The organism is Bradyrhizobium sp. F1.4.3 (assembly GCF_040548375.1).
Lineage (GTDB): Bacteria > Pseudomonadota > Alphaproteobacteria > Rhizobiales > Xanthobacteraceae > Bradyrhizobium.
Genome location: NZ_JBEPRN010000006.1, coordinates 197,195 through 213,640, shown reverse-complemented (window position 1 = coordinate 213,640; position 16,446 = coordinate 197,195). Strand labels below are relative to the sequence as shown.

Sequence of the window (16,446 nt, the reverse complement as noted above, 5' to 3'; positions counted from 1 at the left end):
GCTAGATCCCGATGCAGGAAAAAAGGGCGCGGGTCTGTGTCGGCACCCCACCGAAAGAGAAGGATATGAAGCAATGATCCAAACCGTTGGTATCATCGGAGCAGGGACTATGGGCAACGGCATTGCCCAGATCTGTGCCGCGGCCGGGCTTTCGGTCGTGATGGTCGACATCTCCGATGCCGCGGTCAACCGTGGTATCGCCACCGTCGGCGGCAGCCTGGAGCGCCTGGTCAAGAAGGAGAAGATGTCGGCGGCCGATCGCGAGGCGACGCTCAAGCGCATCGCCGGCACGACCGATCGCGCCAAGCTCGTCGAATGCGATCTCGTCATCGAGGCCGCGACCGAGAACGAGGAGCTCAAGGTCAAGATCCTGAAAGACCTCTGCGCCACGCTGTCGCCGCGCACGCTGCTTGCGACCAACACCTCGTCGATCTCGATCACCAAGCTTGCCGCGGCGACCGATCGCCCGGACCGCTTCATCGGCATGCACTTCTTCAACCCGGTTCCGGTGATGGCGCTCTTGGAGCTGATCCGCGGCTTGCAGACCTCCGACGGCACCCACGCCAAGGCGCTCGATTTCGCCAAGCGCGTCGGCAAGGTGGCGATCACGGCCAAGAACAGCCCGGGCTTCGCCGTCAACCGCATCCTGTGCCCGATGATCAACGAGGCGATCTTCGCGCTCCAGGAGGGGATCGCGACGGCAGAAGAAATCGATGCCGGCATGAAACTCGGCTGCAACCACCCGATCGGGCCGCTGGCGCTCGCCGATCTGGTCGGGCTCGACACCATGCTGTCGGTGATGGAGGTCTTTTATAAAGGCTTCAACGACCCCAAATACCGTCCGGCGCCCTTGCTCAAGGAAATGGTCGATGCCGGCCATCTCGGCCGCAAGACGGGGCAGGGCTTTTATACCTACAGCGCCTGATCCTGGCGCCGGCGGGTGTCGAACGCCCGCCGCTCGTCCCGCAATTTGCGCTGCGACAAAGACGACGCGCGCAATTGACCCGACAATGTCGCTCGGGCGGCCTGCGGGAACGGAATAACGGAACGGAAAGCAAAGGACATGTCGGATCGACTGAAGGCCGAGCGGGACGCTGCGGCCGCGCGGCGGAACCTGCTGGTCCAGGACGCGATCGCGCACACCGGGATCACGGAAGAGATGATCGGGGAATTCGTCACCCGCTTCTACGAACGCGTGCGTGAGGACGCGTTGCTGGGGCCGGTGTTTGCGGCCGTGCAGGATTGGGACGAGCATCTCGCCAAGCTCAAGAATTTCTGGTCCTCCGTCGTGCTGATGACCGGCCGCTATCATGGTTCGCCGATGCGGGCGCACGTTCCGCTGAAGCTGGTCGGGAACCATTTCGATCGCTGGCTCGACCTGTTCGAGCAGACCGCGTGCGAGATCTGTCCGCCGGCCGCGGCTGCGCTGTTCATCGACAAGGCGCGGCGCATCGCCGACAGTTTTGAAATGGCATCGGCGACGATGGCGGGGCACATCGCGTCGCCGCGCCACGTGCTGCGATCTTGACATACAAAATGCCTGCCTGAGAAACGTGCAGCAGTGCGAACGTCAGCTAACGCCGCGTTGAAAGACAGCGCGGCGCACCAATTCCAACATCATCGGTCTGGTCTGCAAAATCATCATGCCGTTCGCGCGCTGTGATGTAGAACTTGCAAAAACGCGTTCGAATGCGTTCGTTTCCGTTCAATCAAAGCGAGCAAAGACATATTGATGCACTGCGGCGCCAATTCTCCGCCTTCTTTTCGGCAGAGTTCCAGCGCCTGCTAGCAAGCATGTCGAGCGCATCGTTCAACACAATTTCTTCGTCCTCCGACAACATTGCGGAACCTGAAACCGACGCGTGCACGGAGCAAACGCGGCGAACGCTACTGCTCGGTGCGCTCGCCGCCGCCACCGCGTGCCTCGGCTGTTCCGCGCAAGCGCGTGCGGGCGAGGATCCGCCCGGCTCTGACGAACGACCGCAGAAGGGCGATCTGCTCGTCTTCTCCGAAGGCGATCAGGAAGGAAAGCTCATCACGTCTGCCGATCTACCGCGCGGCGGACCGCCCGTGCATGCCTGGCCGAAGGATCCCAAGACATCGGTGGTGCGAAGCGCCTCGCGGCTCAACGAGATCCTGATCATCCGGCTCGATCCCGCCGAGCTCGACGAGCAGACACGCGCGCGCGCCGTCGACGGCATCATCGCCTACTCGGCGATCTGTTCCCACGCCGGTTGTCCCGTCACCGCCTGGGTCAAGAGCGATGTCGGCGACAAGGAGGTGTTCAAATGCATGTGCCACAACTCCGAATACGATCCCCGCGCGAGCGCGCAGGTCGTGTTCGGGCCGGCGCCGCGGCGGCTCGCCGCGCTGCCGCTGGCGCTGGCTGACGGCTCGCTCAACGTCGCCGGCAACTTCGTCGGAAAGGTAGGTGGCGTGCAGCAGGGATGACCGATCGCGCGGGTCGCGCCCGCGCCACGACAGGCCGCATCCGCCAACGCGCGGGTGACGAGAACGACGAGAACAACGACAAGAAAAACGACAAGAATTCACCAAACGAATTCAAAACGGATGAAAAGGGGATACGTCCATGACCAGGAAGCAATGCTTACTGTCCGGCTTCGTCGCCTTCACCTGCCTCGCCTCGACCGCCGCCGTTGCAGGTCCGATCGAGAGCTACTCTCCGGTCACCGCGCAACGCCTGGAAAATCCGGAACCGGGCAACTGGATGCTCTATCGCCGGACCTATGACGGGCAGGGCTATAGCCCGCTCGACCAGATCAATACCTCGAACGTCAAGGATCTCACGCCGGTCTGGACCTTCGCCACAGGTGTGGTCGAAGGCCACGAGGCGCCGCCGATCGTCAACAACGGCGTGATGTTCGTGGCAACGCCGATGGGACAGGTGATCGCGCTGAACGCGAAGACCGGCGACGAATATTGGCGCTACAAGCGGCAGCTCCCGGACGATCTGTTCCAGTTGCATCCGACCAGCCGCGGCGTCGGCCTGTGGGAGGACAAGCTCTATCTCGCCACCACCGACGACCATGTCGTCGCGCTCGATGCCAAGACCGGCAAGGTGGTGTGGGACACCAAGGTGCAGGACTACAAGAAGGGCCAGTACATGACCCTGATGCCGCTTGTTGTCGACGGCAAGGTCATCGTCGGCGGCTCCGGCGGCGAGCTCGGCGTGCGCGGTTACGTCGCCGCCTATGATGCCAAGGATGGCAAGGAGTTGTGGCGCACTTTCACCATTCCCGGCGAAGGCGAACCCGGTCACGACACCTGGCAGGGCGACGACTGGAAAACCGGTGGCGGCTCGGCCTGGATGACCGGCAATTACGACAAGGATACCAAGACGGTCTATTGGGGCGTCGGCAACGCCGCGCCATGGCCTGGCGAGACGCATCCCGGCGACAATCTCTACACCTCGTCGGTGCTCGCGCTCGATCCCAGCAACGGCAAGATCAAGACCTATCACCAGTACCACCAGAACGATTCCTGGGACTGGGACGAAGTCGACGCGCCGATGCTGGTCGACCTGCAACGCGACGGCCGCAGCATCAAGAGCCTGATCCATCCGGGACGCGACGCGATCTTCTGGGTTCTCGAGCGCACCCCGACCAAGATCAACTACGTCGCCGGCTGGCCGTTCGTCGCAACCGATGTCTGGAAGGGCATCGATGCCGAAAGCGGGCGTCCGATCGTCGATCCCGCGCACAAGCCCGTCATCGGCAAGCGCGTCGAGTTCTGTCCGTCGCTGTGGGGCGGCAAGGACTGGCCGTCGGCGGCGTACAGCCAGAAGACCGGGCTGGTCTATGTGCCCGCCAACGAGAATTTCTGCGGCGGCTTCACCGGCGAGAAGGTCGCGCTCAAGCCGGGCGAGCTCTGGCTCGGCACCAAGCCGGAGGACATCGGCCTGACGGCGAAGCCCGGCGCCGATCATTTCGGCGAGCTCCAGGCCTGGGATCCTGTGACAGGCAAGAAGGTGTGGCAGCACAACTTCCCGAAGTCGCAGCTGTTCGGCTCGGTCACTGCGACCGCGGGCGATCTCCTCTTCGCCGGCGGCACAAACGACCGCAACTTCCGCGCCTTCAACGCCAAGACCGGCGAAGTGTTGTGGGAGCAGAAGACCAACTCCGGCATCATGGGCATGCCGGTGTCCTATGAGATCGACGGCACCCAGTACGTCGCGATTCAGTCCGGCTGGGGCGTGGATGCACAGCGCATCCAGGACGCGCTCGCGACCAACAATATCGGCATCGAATCCAACGTGCCGCAAGGCGGCGTGATCTGGGTGTTCGCGCTGAAGAAATAAGCTCCGCGGCGGATCGAAGAAGGCGGAGCGGGGGCGAGCGAATGCGGCGGACGGCAACGTCCGCCGCATTTTCGCGCGCGTGCCGGAGTGCTGTCTTCCCTTCCCCCCTTGTCGGAGAAGGTGGCGCGAAGCGCCGGATGAGGGGTCTCTATCCGAGGAGGCAGACCCCTCACCCAAGCGAGATCGCGGTAGTCAGTGTCACTGCCCTCTCCAACAAGGGGCCCACAAGGGGAGAGGGCACATCAATTTGCATCGGCGCGGAAACGCTGGTGCGCGCCAAGTCTACTTCCCCTGGCGGTCGACCTTGTCCTTTTCCTTCTGGTTCATCTCCTGAACCTTCGGATCGGTGCTGCTCTGCCCGGTGGTCTGGGTGGTCGAGGTGGGCGGGGCGTTCGCGTTCGGAAGCGAGTTCTGGTCCGGCGCGGTGGGGCGCGTGGCCGTGGTCGGCGGGGTGGCGTTGCTCTGGGCGTACGCACCTGCGGCAGACAAAGAAAAGGCGCCCGACAGTAGCGAGACTGCGAGCGCCTTTGAGATGTTGGTCATCGATCTGCTCCTGTCAGATCGATGGAAACGGCGCGAGGCCGTTTTCCGTTCCGCTTCACGCCTCCAATTGCTTGCCGATCGGAAGCGCGCGAATGCGTTTTCCGGTTGCGGCGAAGATCGCGTTCATCAGCGCGGGTGCAAATGGCGGCACGCCGGGCTCGCCGACGCCGCTCGGCGGCGTGTCGGATCCGGGCGGCACGATGTAGACGTTGGTCACCAGCGGAGATTCGTCGATTCTGACGACCTGGAAGTCGTCAAAGTTCTTCTGCTCCACCTTGCCGTCCTTGAAGCTGATCTCGCCATATTTGGCCAGACTCAGGCCCATGATCGCCGCGCCCTCGATCTGCGACTCGATGCGCTCGGGATTGACATAGGTGCCGCAGTCGATCGCGGTGTCGACCCGCGGCACCGACAGCTTGCCCTTGTCGTCGACTGCCACCTCGACGATGGTCGCAATGTAGCTGACGAAGCTGCGGTGCACGGCGATGCCGAGGCCGTGGCCCTTCGGTACCTGACGGCCCCATTCGCCCTTCTCGGCGACCAGCTCGACCACCTTGCGCAGGCGCGCGGTGTCGATCGGGTAGCTGTCATAGGGCTCGCCATAGTTCCAGAGGTCCTTTACCGAGGTCAGCTTGATGATGCGTGGCGAGCCGATCAGCTCCAGCAGCATCTCCTTCTGGTCGCGGCCCGTCGCCTGCGCGAGCTCGCCGACCATCGACTGCACCGCGAAGGCGCGCGGGATGTTCGAGACCGAGCGGAACCAGCCGATGCGGGTATGCGCGGCCGCTTCCGGGTTCTCGCAACTGATATTGGCGATCTCGAACGGCATGTCGACGAGCCCCATGCCGAGCTCGAACGATGCCTGATGCACCGTTCCGGCGGCAAAGGTCGAAGCGATGCTGGGGGCCACGCTGCGATGGCGCCAGGCGATCACCTTGCCGCTCTTGTCGAGTCCCGCCTCGATCCGCTCGACCGAGACGGTGTGCAGGAAGCCGTTGTGGATGTCGTCTTCCCGCGTCCATTGCACCTTCACGGGCGCACCGAGCTCCTTCGACAGCAGCGCCGCCTCGAGCGCATAGTCGCATTTCGACTTGCGGCCGAAGCCGCCGCCGAGCAGCGTGACGTTAACGGTGACGTTCTGCTCGGGAATGCCAAGCGTCTTGGCGACGTCCTCGCGCGTGCCGCCCGGGCTCTGCACCGGCGCCCAGATCTCGGCCTTGTCGCCCTTGACGTCGGCAACCGCGACCGGCGTCTCCATGCTGACATGGGCGAGATGAGGGATGTAGTACTCGCCGACAATCACCTTGTCGGCGCCCTTGAGCGCGGTATCCGCATCGCCCTCGCTGCGCACGACGAGGCCGGGCTTGCGCGCGGCCTCCTCGAGCTCCTTGCGATAGGCGACCGAGTCGTATTTGCCGTTGGCGCCGTCGTCCCAGACCAGCTTCAGTGCATCGCGGCCCTTGATCGCCGCACCGGTGTTGCGGGCGATCACGGCGACACCGCCGAGCGGCTGGAATTTCGAGGGCCACGGCCAGCCACGGACCTGCATCACCTTCTCGACGCCGGAGATTTTCATCGCCTCAGCCGGATCGAACGAGACCAGCTTGCCGCCGGTGACCGGCGGCCGCGCGATCACGGCATACTTCATGCCGGGCAGGCGCACGTCGGCGCCATAACCCGCCTTGCCGGTGGTGATGTCGTGGAGGTCGACGATGCCGATCTGGCCCTTGGTCAGGTAGCGGAAGTCCTTGGGGTCCTTCAGCTTGAGGCCTTCGATGCTCGGCACCGATTCCTTGGCGGCGTCCGCGGCGAGCTCGCCGAAGCCGAGCTTGCGCCCGCTCGCGCTGTGGACGACCTCGTGGTTGACCGCCTTGACCTCGGTCGCCGGCACGCCCCAGCGCTTTGCGGCGGCCTGCTCCAGCATGGTGCGGGCGGAGGCGCCGATCTGGCGCATCGGGATCAGATAGTGCCGTGTGCTGCGCGAGCCGTCGGTGTCCTGGTTTCCGAACTTGACCTCGTCGCCATGGGCCTGCTGCACTTTCACCCTGGACCAGTCGGCTTCCATTTCCTCCGCCACGATCAACGGCAGGCTGGTGCGCACGCCGGTGCCCATCTCGGAACGGTGGGCGACGATGGTGACGGTGCCATCCGGCGCAACCGCGACGAAGACGCGCGGATCGACCACGACGCCGTGCGGCATCTTGCCGGCGCCGGTCTCATAGGCAAAGGCCTGGCGCGACATCACGGGGGCGGCGAGCACGAAGCCGCCGGTGATGCCGAGCCCCTTCAGGATGCTGCGGCGCGAGATCTTCTCGACCTTGACGTTCTTCTCGAAGCCGCGAAGCTTCGTCGGGTTCTCGATGAAATTCATGTCACACTCCCGTCGATGCGAGGTGGACCGCGTTCTCGATGCGCTGATAGCAGCCGCAGCGGCAGATATTGCCGGACATCGCCTCGCGGATCTGGTCGTGCGATGGTTTTGGATTGTCCATCAGCAGTGCTGCGGCCTGCATGATCTGGCCGGCCTGGCAGAAGCCGCATTGGGGAACGTTGACCTGGCGCCAGGCTTTCTGGACGGCGTGATCGCCGGTCGGATGCAACCCCTCGATCGTGGTGACCGCGCGCCCGGCGACGTCGTTGATCGACGTGATGCAGGAGCGCACCGCCTCCTTGTCGACGATGACCGTGCAGGCGCCGCACAGGGCCTGGCCACAGCCGTACTTGGTGCCGGTCAGCCCGGCCTCGTCGCGCAGGAACCAGAGTAGCGGGAGATCCGGGTCGCCGTCCCAGCTCTGTTCCTGGCCGTTGATCTTCACCTTGATCATGATCGTCCCTCGCTCTTCATAAGCTTTGCCGATTCAGAATTCGCCAACGTCGGCCGGCATAATGGTCCGTGCGTCGTCGCAGCCGCACTCCGGCCCGTCGTCCCGCGCGGGCAAATCCCTGCAGGGGACAGAAATGCGAATCGCAATGTCCGGATGTGCTCGATACCTCCCGTTTTGTTCTTAGTTGATTGAACTTCGCGCGGCATCGTGACGCCGCGATCGTAGCAGAGATCGGGCCGGCCCGGCATTCACAGCCGGGTGTTCTCGACGTGAAAAGATTGCATCCGTGGTTTGTCAAAAGCAGGGCGCGGCAACACGTCGCGTGCATGGCGCGATTACAAAATCAGCGCGACGTCGCGAAAAAGGCTTCGTCCGCCAGAGGGACTGCGCGGACGAAGCAGGATGCCTCAGTCGAGGGAGGGAGAAACGCAGGACCTGCGGACTTCAAGAGGGAAGTTGTGGGCACTGCGCAGTCATTCAGACACCAAGACTGAGGAGCGGAACGCCCTCGCACACGCAGAGCGCACTGGCGGCGATGATCGCCGTGAAGATTTGGCCGCGATCATCAGCGAGCCGCGCCCGCCCGGCTCGCTGGCCGTGGTTATGGTCAGCGAGCGGACGGGTACAGCGAAGTCTGGCGGCCTTGCTCAGGCGGCCCTGTTTGTTTAGGCAGCCTTGTTGGTCTAGGCAGCCTTGGCTTTCGCCACATGGGTCGCGATCGCGTCCATCAGCGCCGGCGACAGGCAGTCATAGGGCTCGAGCCCGATTTCCTTCAGCCGCGAACGGATGCCGGCCATCTGCTCCGGCTTCACGCCCGATTCGATCACCGAGGAGACGAAGGCGGCGAATTGCGGCGCCTGAGAGCCCTGCTCCTGGAACAGCTCCGGATGGATGAAATCGAGCCCGTAGAACGGGTGGTTCTTGTTCTCGATGCGGCCGTACATGTGCGTGCCGCAGGCCTTGCAGGCGTGACGCTGGATCGCCGCGGAAGCGTCGACGATCTGGAGCTTGTCGCCATTCTCGAGCACGGTGACGTTCTGGCGCGGCACCACCGCGACGACAGAGAAGTTCGCTCCTTCCGGCTTCCAGCACTTGGTGCAGCCGCAGGCGTGGTTGTGCGCCACGTCGCCCTTGATGCCGACCTTGACCTGGTGGTCCTTGCATTTGCAGGCGAGCGTGCCGCCAGCAAAGTGGCCGGTGCCTTGTTTGACGCCGTTGTCGATCGAGGGGTGGAGTGCAGTCATGGGTCGATCCTCCTTGGGTGTGACGCTTCTGAGTTAGAACACGACGACTGAACGGATGGACTTGCCCTCATGCATCAGGTCGAAGCCCTTGTTGATGTCTTCGAGCTTGAGCGTGTGGGTGATCATCGGATCGATCTGGATCTTTCCGTTCATGTACCAGTCGACGATCTTCGGCACGTCGGTGCGGCCGCGCGCGCCGCCGAAGGCGGTACCGCGCCAGTTCCGGCCAGTGACGAGCTGGAACGGACGGGTGGCGATCTCCTTGCCGGATTCTGCGACGCCGATGATGATCGATGTGCCCCAGCCTCGATGACAGGCTTCCAATGCCTGGCGCATCACCGTGGTGTTGCCGGTGCAGTCGAAAGTGTAGTCGGCGCCACCGTCGGTGAGGGTCACGAGATGCGGGACGATGTCGCCGGTGATCTTCTTGGGATTGACGAAATCGGTCATGCCGAACCTGCGGCCCCACTCCTCCTTGGAGTCGTTGATGTCGACGCCGATGATCTTGTCGGCGCCGGCCATCTTGGCGCCCTGGATCACGTTGAGCCCGATGCCGCCGAGGCCGAACACGACGACGTTGGAGCCCGGCTCGACCTTGGCGGTGTTGACGACGGCGCCGACGCCGGTGGTGACGCCGCAGCCGATGTAGCAGCTCTTGTCGAAGGGGGCGTCCTCGCGGATCTTCGCCACCGCGATCTCGGGCAGCACCGTGAAGTTGGAGAAGGTCGAGCAGCCCATGTAGTGGTAGACCGGCTTGCCCTTGTAGGAGAAGCGGCTGGTGCCGTCGGGCATCACGCCCTTGCCCTGCGTGGCGCGGATCGCGGTGCAGAGATTGGTCTTCCGGCTCAGGCAGCTTTTGCACTGCCGGCATTCCGGCGTGTAGAGCGGAATGACGTGATCACCCGGCTTCACCGAGGTCACGCCCGCGCCGATCTCGCGGATGATGCCGGCGCCCTCATGGCCCAGGATCGAGGGGAAGATCCCCTCGCTGTCGAAGCCGTCGAGCGTGTAGGCGTCGGTATGGCAGATGCCCGTCGCCTTGATCTCGACCAGGACTTCGCCGGCCTTCGGTCCTTCCAGATCGACTTCGACGATCTCGAGCGGCTTCTTGGCTTCGAAAGCGACGGCGGCACGTGTCTTCATCGTAAACTCCTCAAATTCTCGCAGGGCGCCAAGATTTAAGTCTCGGCCGGGCCCCAAACGTTCACTTCTTGCCCATGCACGAGTCTTCGTTCTTGGTATAGGCGTCGTTCTTGTCCTCATGCTTGCCGGGGCGCGCGCGACCCCAGGCGTCGTCGGAGCGGGCGCGCAGATAGACATAGAGATCGTCCATGTAGCAGGCGACGTTCGGGTTATCGCCGAAGGCTGGCATCACGTTCTCCTGCGCGGTCGAGATGTTCTTGCGGCCAGAGGCGACGACGCCGAGGAAATCGGCATAACTCATGGTCTTGAGCGAATCCTTCAACGCCGGCGCATAGGTGGAGCCCATTCCGTCAGGGCCATGGCAGACATGGCAGTCCGAGTGATAGCGGCGGTATCCGGAATAGGTGTACCAGTCCACGTTGCCGTCGGCCGAGATCTTGTAGGTCGGGTTACCTTCCTTATCGAGCCATTCTCCAGTTTCGTTCTGCTTGACGGCGGTCGGGTCACCCGAGCCGTCCGCGATAGCAATTCCACCGGACGCAACGAAGAACATCGCAGCAATGACAGAGCAGATTTTACGCAAGAGATTTTCCTCGGGGCGTTCGGTGGAGACGAGCCGGCGCGTGGAGTTGATCCACGCGCCGGAGCGATACGGAGTTGAGGCTAGTTCGTCGGCAGCGAGAACACCGTCAGCGTACCGCCGAGCGCCGTGTAGTTGCTGAGCGCCGCATAGCCACCGACTGCGCCGAGGCCAGCGGTCGGATCGGTCAGGCCTGCCGCCAGACCGATGCCGGCCCAGCCGCCCACGCCGGAGAGCACGGCAACGTACTGCTTGCCGCTGTTCTCATAGGTGGTGACGTTGCCGATGATGCCGGAGGGAGTCTTGAACTTGTAGAGCTCCTTGCCGGTCTTGGCGTCGACCGCCTTCAGGTAGCCTTCGAGCGTGCCGTAGAACACCACGCCGCCGGCAGTTGCGAGCGCACCCGACCAGACCGAGAACTGCTCCTTGTTCGACCACACGATCTTGCCGGTCTTGCCGTCCCAGGCGATGAAGTTACCCATATGGGTATCGCCCTGCGGCGGATACATCGAGAGCGTCGCTCCCACATAGGGCTGGCCCGCGGTGTAGCTCACCTTGAAAGGCTCGTAGTCCATGCAGACGTGGTTGGTCGGAACGTAGAACAGCTGCGTGTCCGGCGAGTAGGCTGCCGGCTGCTCGTCCTTGGTGCCGAGCGCGGCCGGGCAGATGCCCTTCACGTTGTGGTCCTCACCCGCCTTGTCGGTCGAAGCTGCGTCGAGCACCTTCGGACGGCCATAGGTGGCTGAGTTCTTGTCCATGTCGACGCCGGAGGTCCAGTTCACCTTCGGATCGTACTTCTCGGCGACGAGCAATTCGCCGTTGGTACGATCGAGCGTGTAGCCGAGGCCGTTGCGATCGAAATGCGTCAGCAGCTTGCGCGGCTGGCCGTTGATCTGCTGGTCCGAGAGGATCATCTCGTTGACGCCGTCATAGTCCCACTCATCGTGAGGCGTCATCTGGTAAACCCATTTGGCAACGCCGGTGTCCGGGTTGCGTGCCCAGATCGTCATCGACCATTTGTTGTCGCCGGGACGCTGCTTCGGGTTCCAGGTCGATGGGTTGCCCGACCCGTAGTAGACGAGATTGAGTTCGGGATCGTAGGAGATCCAGCCCCATGTGGCACCGCCGCCGATCTTCCACTGATCGCCCTGCCAGGTCTTGAGGCTGGAATCCTTGCCGATCGGCTTGCCGAGGGCGGTGGTCTTGTCGTCGACCAGGATCTGGTTATCCGGCCCTTCCGAATACCCGCGCCAGACCTCCTTGCCGGTCTTGATGTCGTAGGCCGTCATGTGGGCCTGAACGCCGAACTCGCCGCCGGAGATGCCGACCAGCACCTTGTCCTTGATGACCATCGGCGCCGACGTACCGGTCTCGCCCTTGCTGGGATCGCCGTTCTTCGCGGACCATGCAACCTGACCGGTCTTGGCATCGAGCGCGACCAGGGTCGTGTCGGCCTGATGCAGGAAGATCTTGCCGTCGCCGTACGACAGGCCGCGGTTGACGGTGTCGCAGCACATCACCGGGATGACGTTCGGATCCTGCTTCGGCTCATACCTCCAGACGATCTTGTTCTCCTGTGAAAGGTCAATGGCGTAGACCTTGTTCGGGAACGGCGTGTGGACGTACATCATGTTGCCGATGATCAGCGGGCCGCCTTCATGGCCACGCAGCACGCCGGTCGAGAAGGTCCAAGCGACCTGGAGCTTGCCGACATTTTGAGCGTTAATCTGGTTTAGCTTGGAATAGCGGGTATTGGCATAATCGCCCGTCGGCATCACCCAGTCTTTCGGGTTCTGCGACATCTTGTTCAGCTCGTCATTGGCTGAAGCGCTGCCGACGGCGAGAGCCGCCGCGGAGCCAAGAAAGGTCGCCAGTAGCACCTTGCGCATAGTCATTCCTCCGTTGATCTCGTTTATTGTTTCCGAAGCATTGCTCAATCGCCGGGCTTCTCGTCCGGCGTCTGCTCGTGCAGGGCGGTCACGATTGGGACCAGAAACGATGCTGGGGTGTTTCCTCCTCCTGATGAGAGCCACAGGTCCGCGTGCAGGAGCGGCCCGTTTTTGTTGTTCCTGTCGCAATTCCTAACGGGTTCGCCATCGGGAAACTTGCCCAAGAGAGAAGCCGCTTTGCTCGATAGCGCACGGATGCGAAGTTTTTGATTTTGCAGGAGCGAATTCAAGTTTCTCGCACCGCGCAAGCGTGGACCGCATCGGTCAGGTTCCGCTTGACGGCGCTGCAACTAAGGCGGAGGATTAGCCTTCAAGGGCAGCAGTGGAGCGATGGCGCTCGTTCCGAAAGACCGCCCAAATTTGAGGTAAACGTCACGCAATCACGGCTGAGGGCACCGGCTGCACCGGTCGCGATTCGCGTCGAATCTCCCGGATGAAGGCAGTGGCTGGATTAATGTCCGACACAATTCACACGCTCTCGACGACCGGACTGACGCCGAAGAGGCAGATCCAGAGTTGGATCGACGGGCTGACGAGCCTGTGTGGCTATTTCGACGTCGATCCGCTAGAGGCGTCCTCGCTCGAAGGCCGCATCGACTACACGTCCGTCTCGCGCCTGAAGCTCTGCCAGATCGAGGTGAGCCAGCATCGCATCGCGCACACGCTGGCACGCGCCAAAGCCAATGAACACCCATACATCAAGATCCACTTCCAGACCTACGGCGTGTCCTATTTCGAGCAGGAAGGCCGCCACATCGAGCTGAACCCGGGCGATATCATCGCCTATGATGTCTCCTGCCCGCATTCGATCATCAGCCCCGCCTTCACGCGCCACGACGTGGTGATCGTGCCAAAGGCGCTGCTGCGCGATCGCGGATTCCCGTCGCAGCGGATGCCTGCTTGCAAGCTGACGTCGCGTACCGGCACGGGACGGATCGCGCATGATTTCGTCCATGCCACTTTCGACGAGGCGGCCAAGCTGTCGGCGAACAGTGCGGTCGGCGTTGCCGATTCGCTGATCGACCTGTTGCTGCTGCCGTTGCGTGAAGCCGACACGATGTTCGATCGGGTCGGGCCCGAGGCGATGTATGTGCGCGCGCAGTTCTTCATCCGCGAGCACCTGCGCGATCCCGATCTGTGCATCGACCAGATATCGACCGAGCTCGGCTGCTCCAAGCGCTATCTGCACATGCTGTTCTCCGAGCGCGGCACCACTGTGAGCGATTACATCTGGCAGGCGCGCTTGCAGAACTGCCGCCAGGAGCTCGAGGCGCACGCCGGCAAGACCATCACCGACGTCGCGTTTTCCTGGGGCTTCTCCAGCTCATCGCATTTCAGCCGGGTGTTCCGGAAATATTTTGGCGTGGTGCCGTCCTCGATCCACAAGGCGCAGCCGCCGAATGCCAGCGTCGCCGACGAACATTAGGGCCCGTCTGCGCCTCGCGTGCGGGCTGTTCGTGACCGATACTCGACGAGCCTCGGCGCTGTCAGCGAGACGTTCGCGCAAGACCGCAAAATTCTCGCGCTGAAAAGGCGCGTCGTTCACCGTGCAATCTGCGTACGGCGATCAGGTCAGGCCGCGGCCCTGTTCTTGATGGCCCCAGCGACTGCCGTCAGGAGCGCGCCTCCGGCGCCACCACCGATGAGCTGGGTGATGATGGTGCCGACATCGAGTTTTCCGGATACCAGGCTCGGAAGCAGCAACGTAATGACCTGACCGAGCACCCCGCCGCCAACGAGCCCCGAGATCGTATTGCCGAGCGTGCCGAGATCGAAGTTGGGTGAGGCCTTTGCAACTGCGTTTCCGCCAAGAGCGCCGGCCACGAGATTCATCAGTATCTGTTCCATCATCGCCTCCTTGGTTCAAAGATTGAGAAATATCAGTATCTGCCGACAAGATTGACTGGCCCGCCTCGATTCATGGGCCTTCCAGGGCGGACAGCTTCGCGCGCGGCGGCTCGTGCAACCGGCCTTGGCGCCAGTACGACGCCGGGCCTTACGATGCAGCCGGCGGGATAGCTGACGTACTGGCAGTAGACGACTGCGTTGGCCTGCTTGGTGCCTCCGGCCACGAAACCTGAACTCAAGGCGAGCGTTGCGAGTATCAACGCGGATTTCGGTTTCATTTCCATTCCCTCTTCGCTCTGGTTGACCGGCTCGATGCCGTTGATTTGCGACGAGAACTCAGTTCGCTTTCACGATCTTCTGCGGCCGTCGGGACTGTCGAAAACCGGGATTAGTTCGTCACTCACTCCTGCGAGGTCGCTGCGGGGCTGCCATCAAGATTAGCAGGAATCGCGTCCGCCAGCCATTGGGCCGTGGTACAACTGGTCACACACGGGCGGGCATCCTCAAAGGGCCCCGCCTTCGTGGAAACCGCGCCTTGCAGTCCCGGCGGATTCGTCGGCGCGAGAGGTGTGGCGGCAGGGCCCCCGGAGGAGTGAGCCGACCCCGGTGAGCCGTCGACTTCGCGAACGACAGGGCGCTCAAGAGCGTCTTCGTTGGCTTCGAGGGTGAGCTCACCAGCCGCCGAACGCCGTGAGAGGACGTCCGCCTTACTGCCGAATGATCTGTTTCCAGACATCGCCGAGAATCGCGGGCTCGCGTGGCGGCAGGTAGGTCAGCCCCGCCTGCTTGCCGAACTCCGCGATCTTGCCCCCGGACGACAGCTCCGACAGCGCCTTGTTGACGGCGTCGATCAGGACGGGGTCGCTGGCAAGCCCGACATAGCCGCGATTGGCGCCGATCGGATAATAGTAGCCGGACGCGGAGATGGCCGTGTCGGGATGGGCGGTGCGGTAGGCGTCGAAGCGGGCGAGATCGAGCAGCGTCGCATCATAGTCGCCGCGGTCGAGCGCGCCGAGCAAATCGTCGCGGCCGGGCACCAGATGAGTGATGTCGTCGATCAACTTGCCCTTGTCGAAAGTCATCAGAATGGCATCGCCGAGCGATCCGCTCTCGATCGCGATGCGCAGGCCTGCAAGGTCGCCGATACCGGCGAGCTTGCGCTCGCGCGCCTCGGGTCCGAGCACCACCGTCATCGGCGAATAGATATAAGGCTGGCTCGGCACCAGCACACCGAGCGCGACGCGCCGCCGCCGGTCCTCACGCGTGGCGCCGTCGTAATCCGGAAGCTTCGCCGTCTTGACGCCCGGGACGACCAGCGAGTCCTGCGTCAGCGCGTAGCCGCCAACCAGCGAACAGCGACCGTCGGACAACAGCGCATTGGCTTCGAGCTGCGGGCTCGAATCCTCGTCGAGCTTGCTCTCGAACCACTGGATCTTCAGCGGACGGCCGAGCCGCTCGGCGATCGCCTGTGCCAGCGTGACGTCGAAGCCGCTATCCGGTTTGCCGCGATGATGGACGGACAGTGGCGGCCGATCCTCGTCGAGGCAGATCTTCAGGGGCTCGTCGGCTGCATAAGCAGCCGTTACGAAGGCGGAGCAGAGCGCCGCCAGACTCCACGCGAGCAGCCTCGCCCTCATGGCTTCCTCCGGCTCGAGATGAAGGCCCAGAGATTCCCGATCTCGTCGTCGCTGAGGATGTCGCCCCAGGGCGGCATCTTGTTGTTCTTGCCGTTCTTCACGGTGGTGACGAACCGCGTCTTGTCGTCGGGGAAGGCGCGCAGGTCCGGCGTGATGGTGCCGGAATTCATCATGTTGGGACCGTGGCAGTGCGAGCATTTTTCGGCATAGGTCGATTTGCCGTGGTCGATCTGCGCCTGCACGGGATTGCCATTGGTTTCATCCGCGGCACGAACGGTCGCAGCAAGCGCGACCGTCAGCACCGCGACGGCGGCGAGGATCGCCGCCGTCTTGTGAGATCTGTCTCTCAGCATTGCGCC

At 63.2% G+C, this 16,446-nt stretch carries 17 protein-coding genes; 6 read left to right on the top strand and 11 right to left on the bottom strand.

Annotation, left to right across the window (positions count from 1 at the left end; genetic code table 11):
- Positions 1-34: 34 nt before the first annotated feature.
- From ABIB73_RS19405 to ABIB73_RS19385, 5 genes are all read left to right on the top strand, one after another.
- Positions 35-925 carry a 3-hydroxybutyryl-CoA dehydrogenase gene (locus ABIB73_RS19405; RefSeq protein WP_502918444.1) on the top strand — a complete coding sequence of 297 codons (891 nt, stop codon included), beginning with the start codon at positions 35-37 and terminating at the stop codon, positions 923-925.
- Between the two features lie 138 nt (positions 926-1,063).
- Positions 1,064-1,528, top strand: coding sequence for a group III truncated hemoglobin (locus ABIB73_RS19400; protein WP_354226328.1), 465 nt, complete (start codon positions 1,064-1,066; stop codon positions 1,526-1,528).
- Positions 1,529-1,794: 266 nt separating this feature from the next.
- Positions 1,795-2,451 (top strand): QcrA and Rieske domain-containing protein, encoded by a 657-nt coding sequence (locus ABIB73_RS19395; RefSeq protein WP_354226326.1) that lies wholly within the window; start codon positions 1,795-1,797, stop codon positions 2,449-2,451.
- Positions 2,448-2,594, top strand: a complete 147-nt coding sequence (locus tag ABIB73_RS19390; RefSeq protein ID WP_354226324.1) for a hypothetical protein — start codon at positions 2,448-2,450, stop codon at positions 2,592-2,594. The genes ABIB73_RS19395 and ABIB73_RS19390 overlap by 4 nt, the downstream gene beginning before the upstream one ends.
- Positions 2,591-4,318, top strand: a complete 1,728-nt coding sequence (locus tag ABIB73_RS19385; protein WP_354226322.1) for a methanol/ethanol family PQQ-dependent dehydrogenase — start codon at positions 2,591-2,593, stop codon at positions 4,316-4,318. Before ABIB73_RS19390 ends, ABIB73_RS19385 begins: the two co-directional genes overlap by 4 nt.
- 282 nt (positions 4,319-4,600) lie before the next feature.
- Here ABIB73_RS19385 and ABIB73_RS19380 read toward each other — a convergent pair whose 3' ends face one another.
- The 8 genes from ABIB73_RS19380 to ABIB73_RS19345 form a co-directional block, all read right to left on the bottom strand.
- Complete coding sequence (locus ABIB73_RS19380; protein WP_354226320.1) at positions 4,601-4,861, bottom strand: hypothetical protein; 261 nt, start codon at positions 4,859-4,861, stop codon at positions 4,601-4,603.
- A gap of 55 nt (positions 4,862-4,916) precedes the next feature.
- A complete protein-coding gene (locus ABIB73_RS19375; RefSeq protein WP_354226318.1) occupies positions 4,917-7,232 on the bottom strand; it encodes a xanthine dehydrogenase family protein molybdopterin-binding subunit in 2,316 nt (771 codons plus the stop codon).
- A gap of 1 nt (position 7,233) precedes the next feature.
- Entirely contained in the window at positions 7,234-7,686 is a 453-nt protein-coding gene (locus ABIB73_RS19370) for a (2Fe-2S)-binding protein (RefSeq protein WP_354226316.1), read from the bottom strand.
- 683 nt (positions 7,687-8,369) lie between these two features.
- Positions 8,370-8,930, bottom strand: coding sequence for an S-(hydroxymethyl)glutathione synthase (gene gfa / locus ABIB73_RS19365; protein ID WP_354226315.1), 561 nt, complete (start codon positions 8,928-8,930; stop codon positions 8,370-8,372).
- A 33-nt stretch (positions 8,931-8,963) separates the two neighbouring features.
- A complete protein-coding gene (locus ABIB73_RS19360) occupies positions 8,964-10,073 on the bottom strand; it encodes an S-(hydroxymethyl)glutathione dehydrogenase/class III alcohol dehydrogenase (protein ID WP_354226313.1) in 1,110 nt (369 codons plus the stop codon).
- A gap of 61 nt (positions 10,074-10,134) precedes the next feature.
- Positions 10,135-10,626, bottom strand: coding sequence for a c-type cytochrome, methanol metabolism-related (locus tag ABIB73_RS19355; protein WP_354226466.1), 492 nt, complete (start codon positions 10,624-10,626; stop codon positions 10,135-10,137).
- Between the two features lie 110 nt (positions 10,627-10,736).
- A complete protein-coding gene (xoxF5, locus tag ABIB73_RS19350; RefSeq protein WP_354226311.1) occupies positions 10,737-12,542 on the bottom strand; it encodes a lanthanide-dependent methanol dehydrogenase XoxF5 in 1,806 nt (601 codons plus the stop codon).
- Positions 12,543-12,586: 44 nt separating this feature from the next.
- Complete coding sequence (locus ABIB73_RS19345; protein WP_354226309.1) at positions 12,587-12,832, bottom strand: hypothetical protein; 246 nt, start codon at positions 12,830-12,832, stop codon at positions 12,587-12,589.
- Between the two features lie 224 nt (positions 12,833-13,056).
- Between ABIB73_RS19345 and ABIB73_RS19340 the strand changes: the two genes are divergently transcribed.
- The gene (locus tag ABIB73_RS19340) at positions 13,057-14,028 is read left to right on the top strand and encodes a helix-turn-helix domain-containing protein (RefSeq protein WP_354226308.1); all 972 of its coding nucleotides are present in this window, start codon (positions 13,057-13,059) and stop codon (positions 14,026-14,028) included.
- Positions 14,029-14,174: 146 nt separating this feature from the next.
- Here ABIB73_RS19340 and ABIB73_RS19335 read toward each other — a convergent pair whose 3' ends face one another.
- The 3 genes from ABIB73_RS19335 to ABIB73_RS19320 form a co-directional block, all read right to left on the bottom strand.
- On the bottom strand, positions 14,175-14,450 hold the full coding sequence (locus ABIB73_RS19335; protein WP_354226306.1) for a hypothetical protein: 276 nt from the start codon (positions 14,448-14,450) through the stop codon (positions 14,175-14,177).
- Between the two features lie 707 nt (positions 14,451-15,157).
- The gene (locus ABIB73_RS19325) at positions 15,158-16,087 is read right to left on the bottom strand and encodes a type 2 periplasmic-binding domain-containing protein (protein WP_354226303.1); all 930 of its coding nucleotides are present in this window, start codon (positions 16,085-16,087) and stop codon (positions 15,158-15,160) included.
- The gene (locus ABIB73_RS19320; protein WP_354226301.1) at positions 16,084-16,440 is read right to left on the bottom strand and encodes a c-type cytochrome; all 357 of its coding nucleotides are present in this window, start codon (positions 16,438-16,440) and stop codon (positions 16,084-16,086) included. Before ABIB73_RS19320 ends, ABIB73_RS19325 begins: the two co-directional genes overlap by 4 nt.
- Positions 16,441-16,446: the final 6 nt, after the last annotated feature.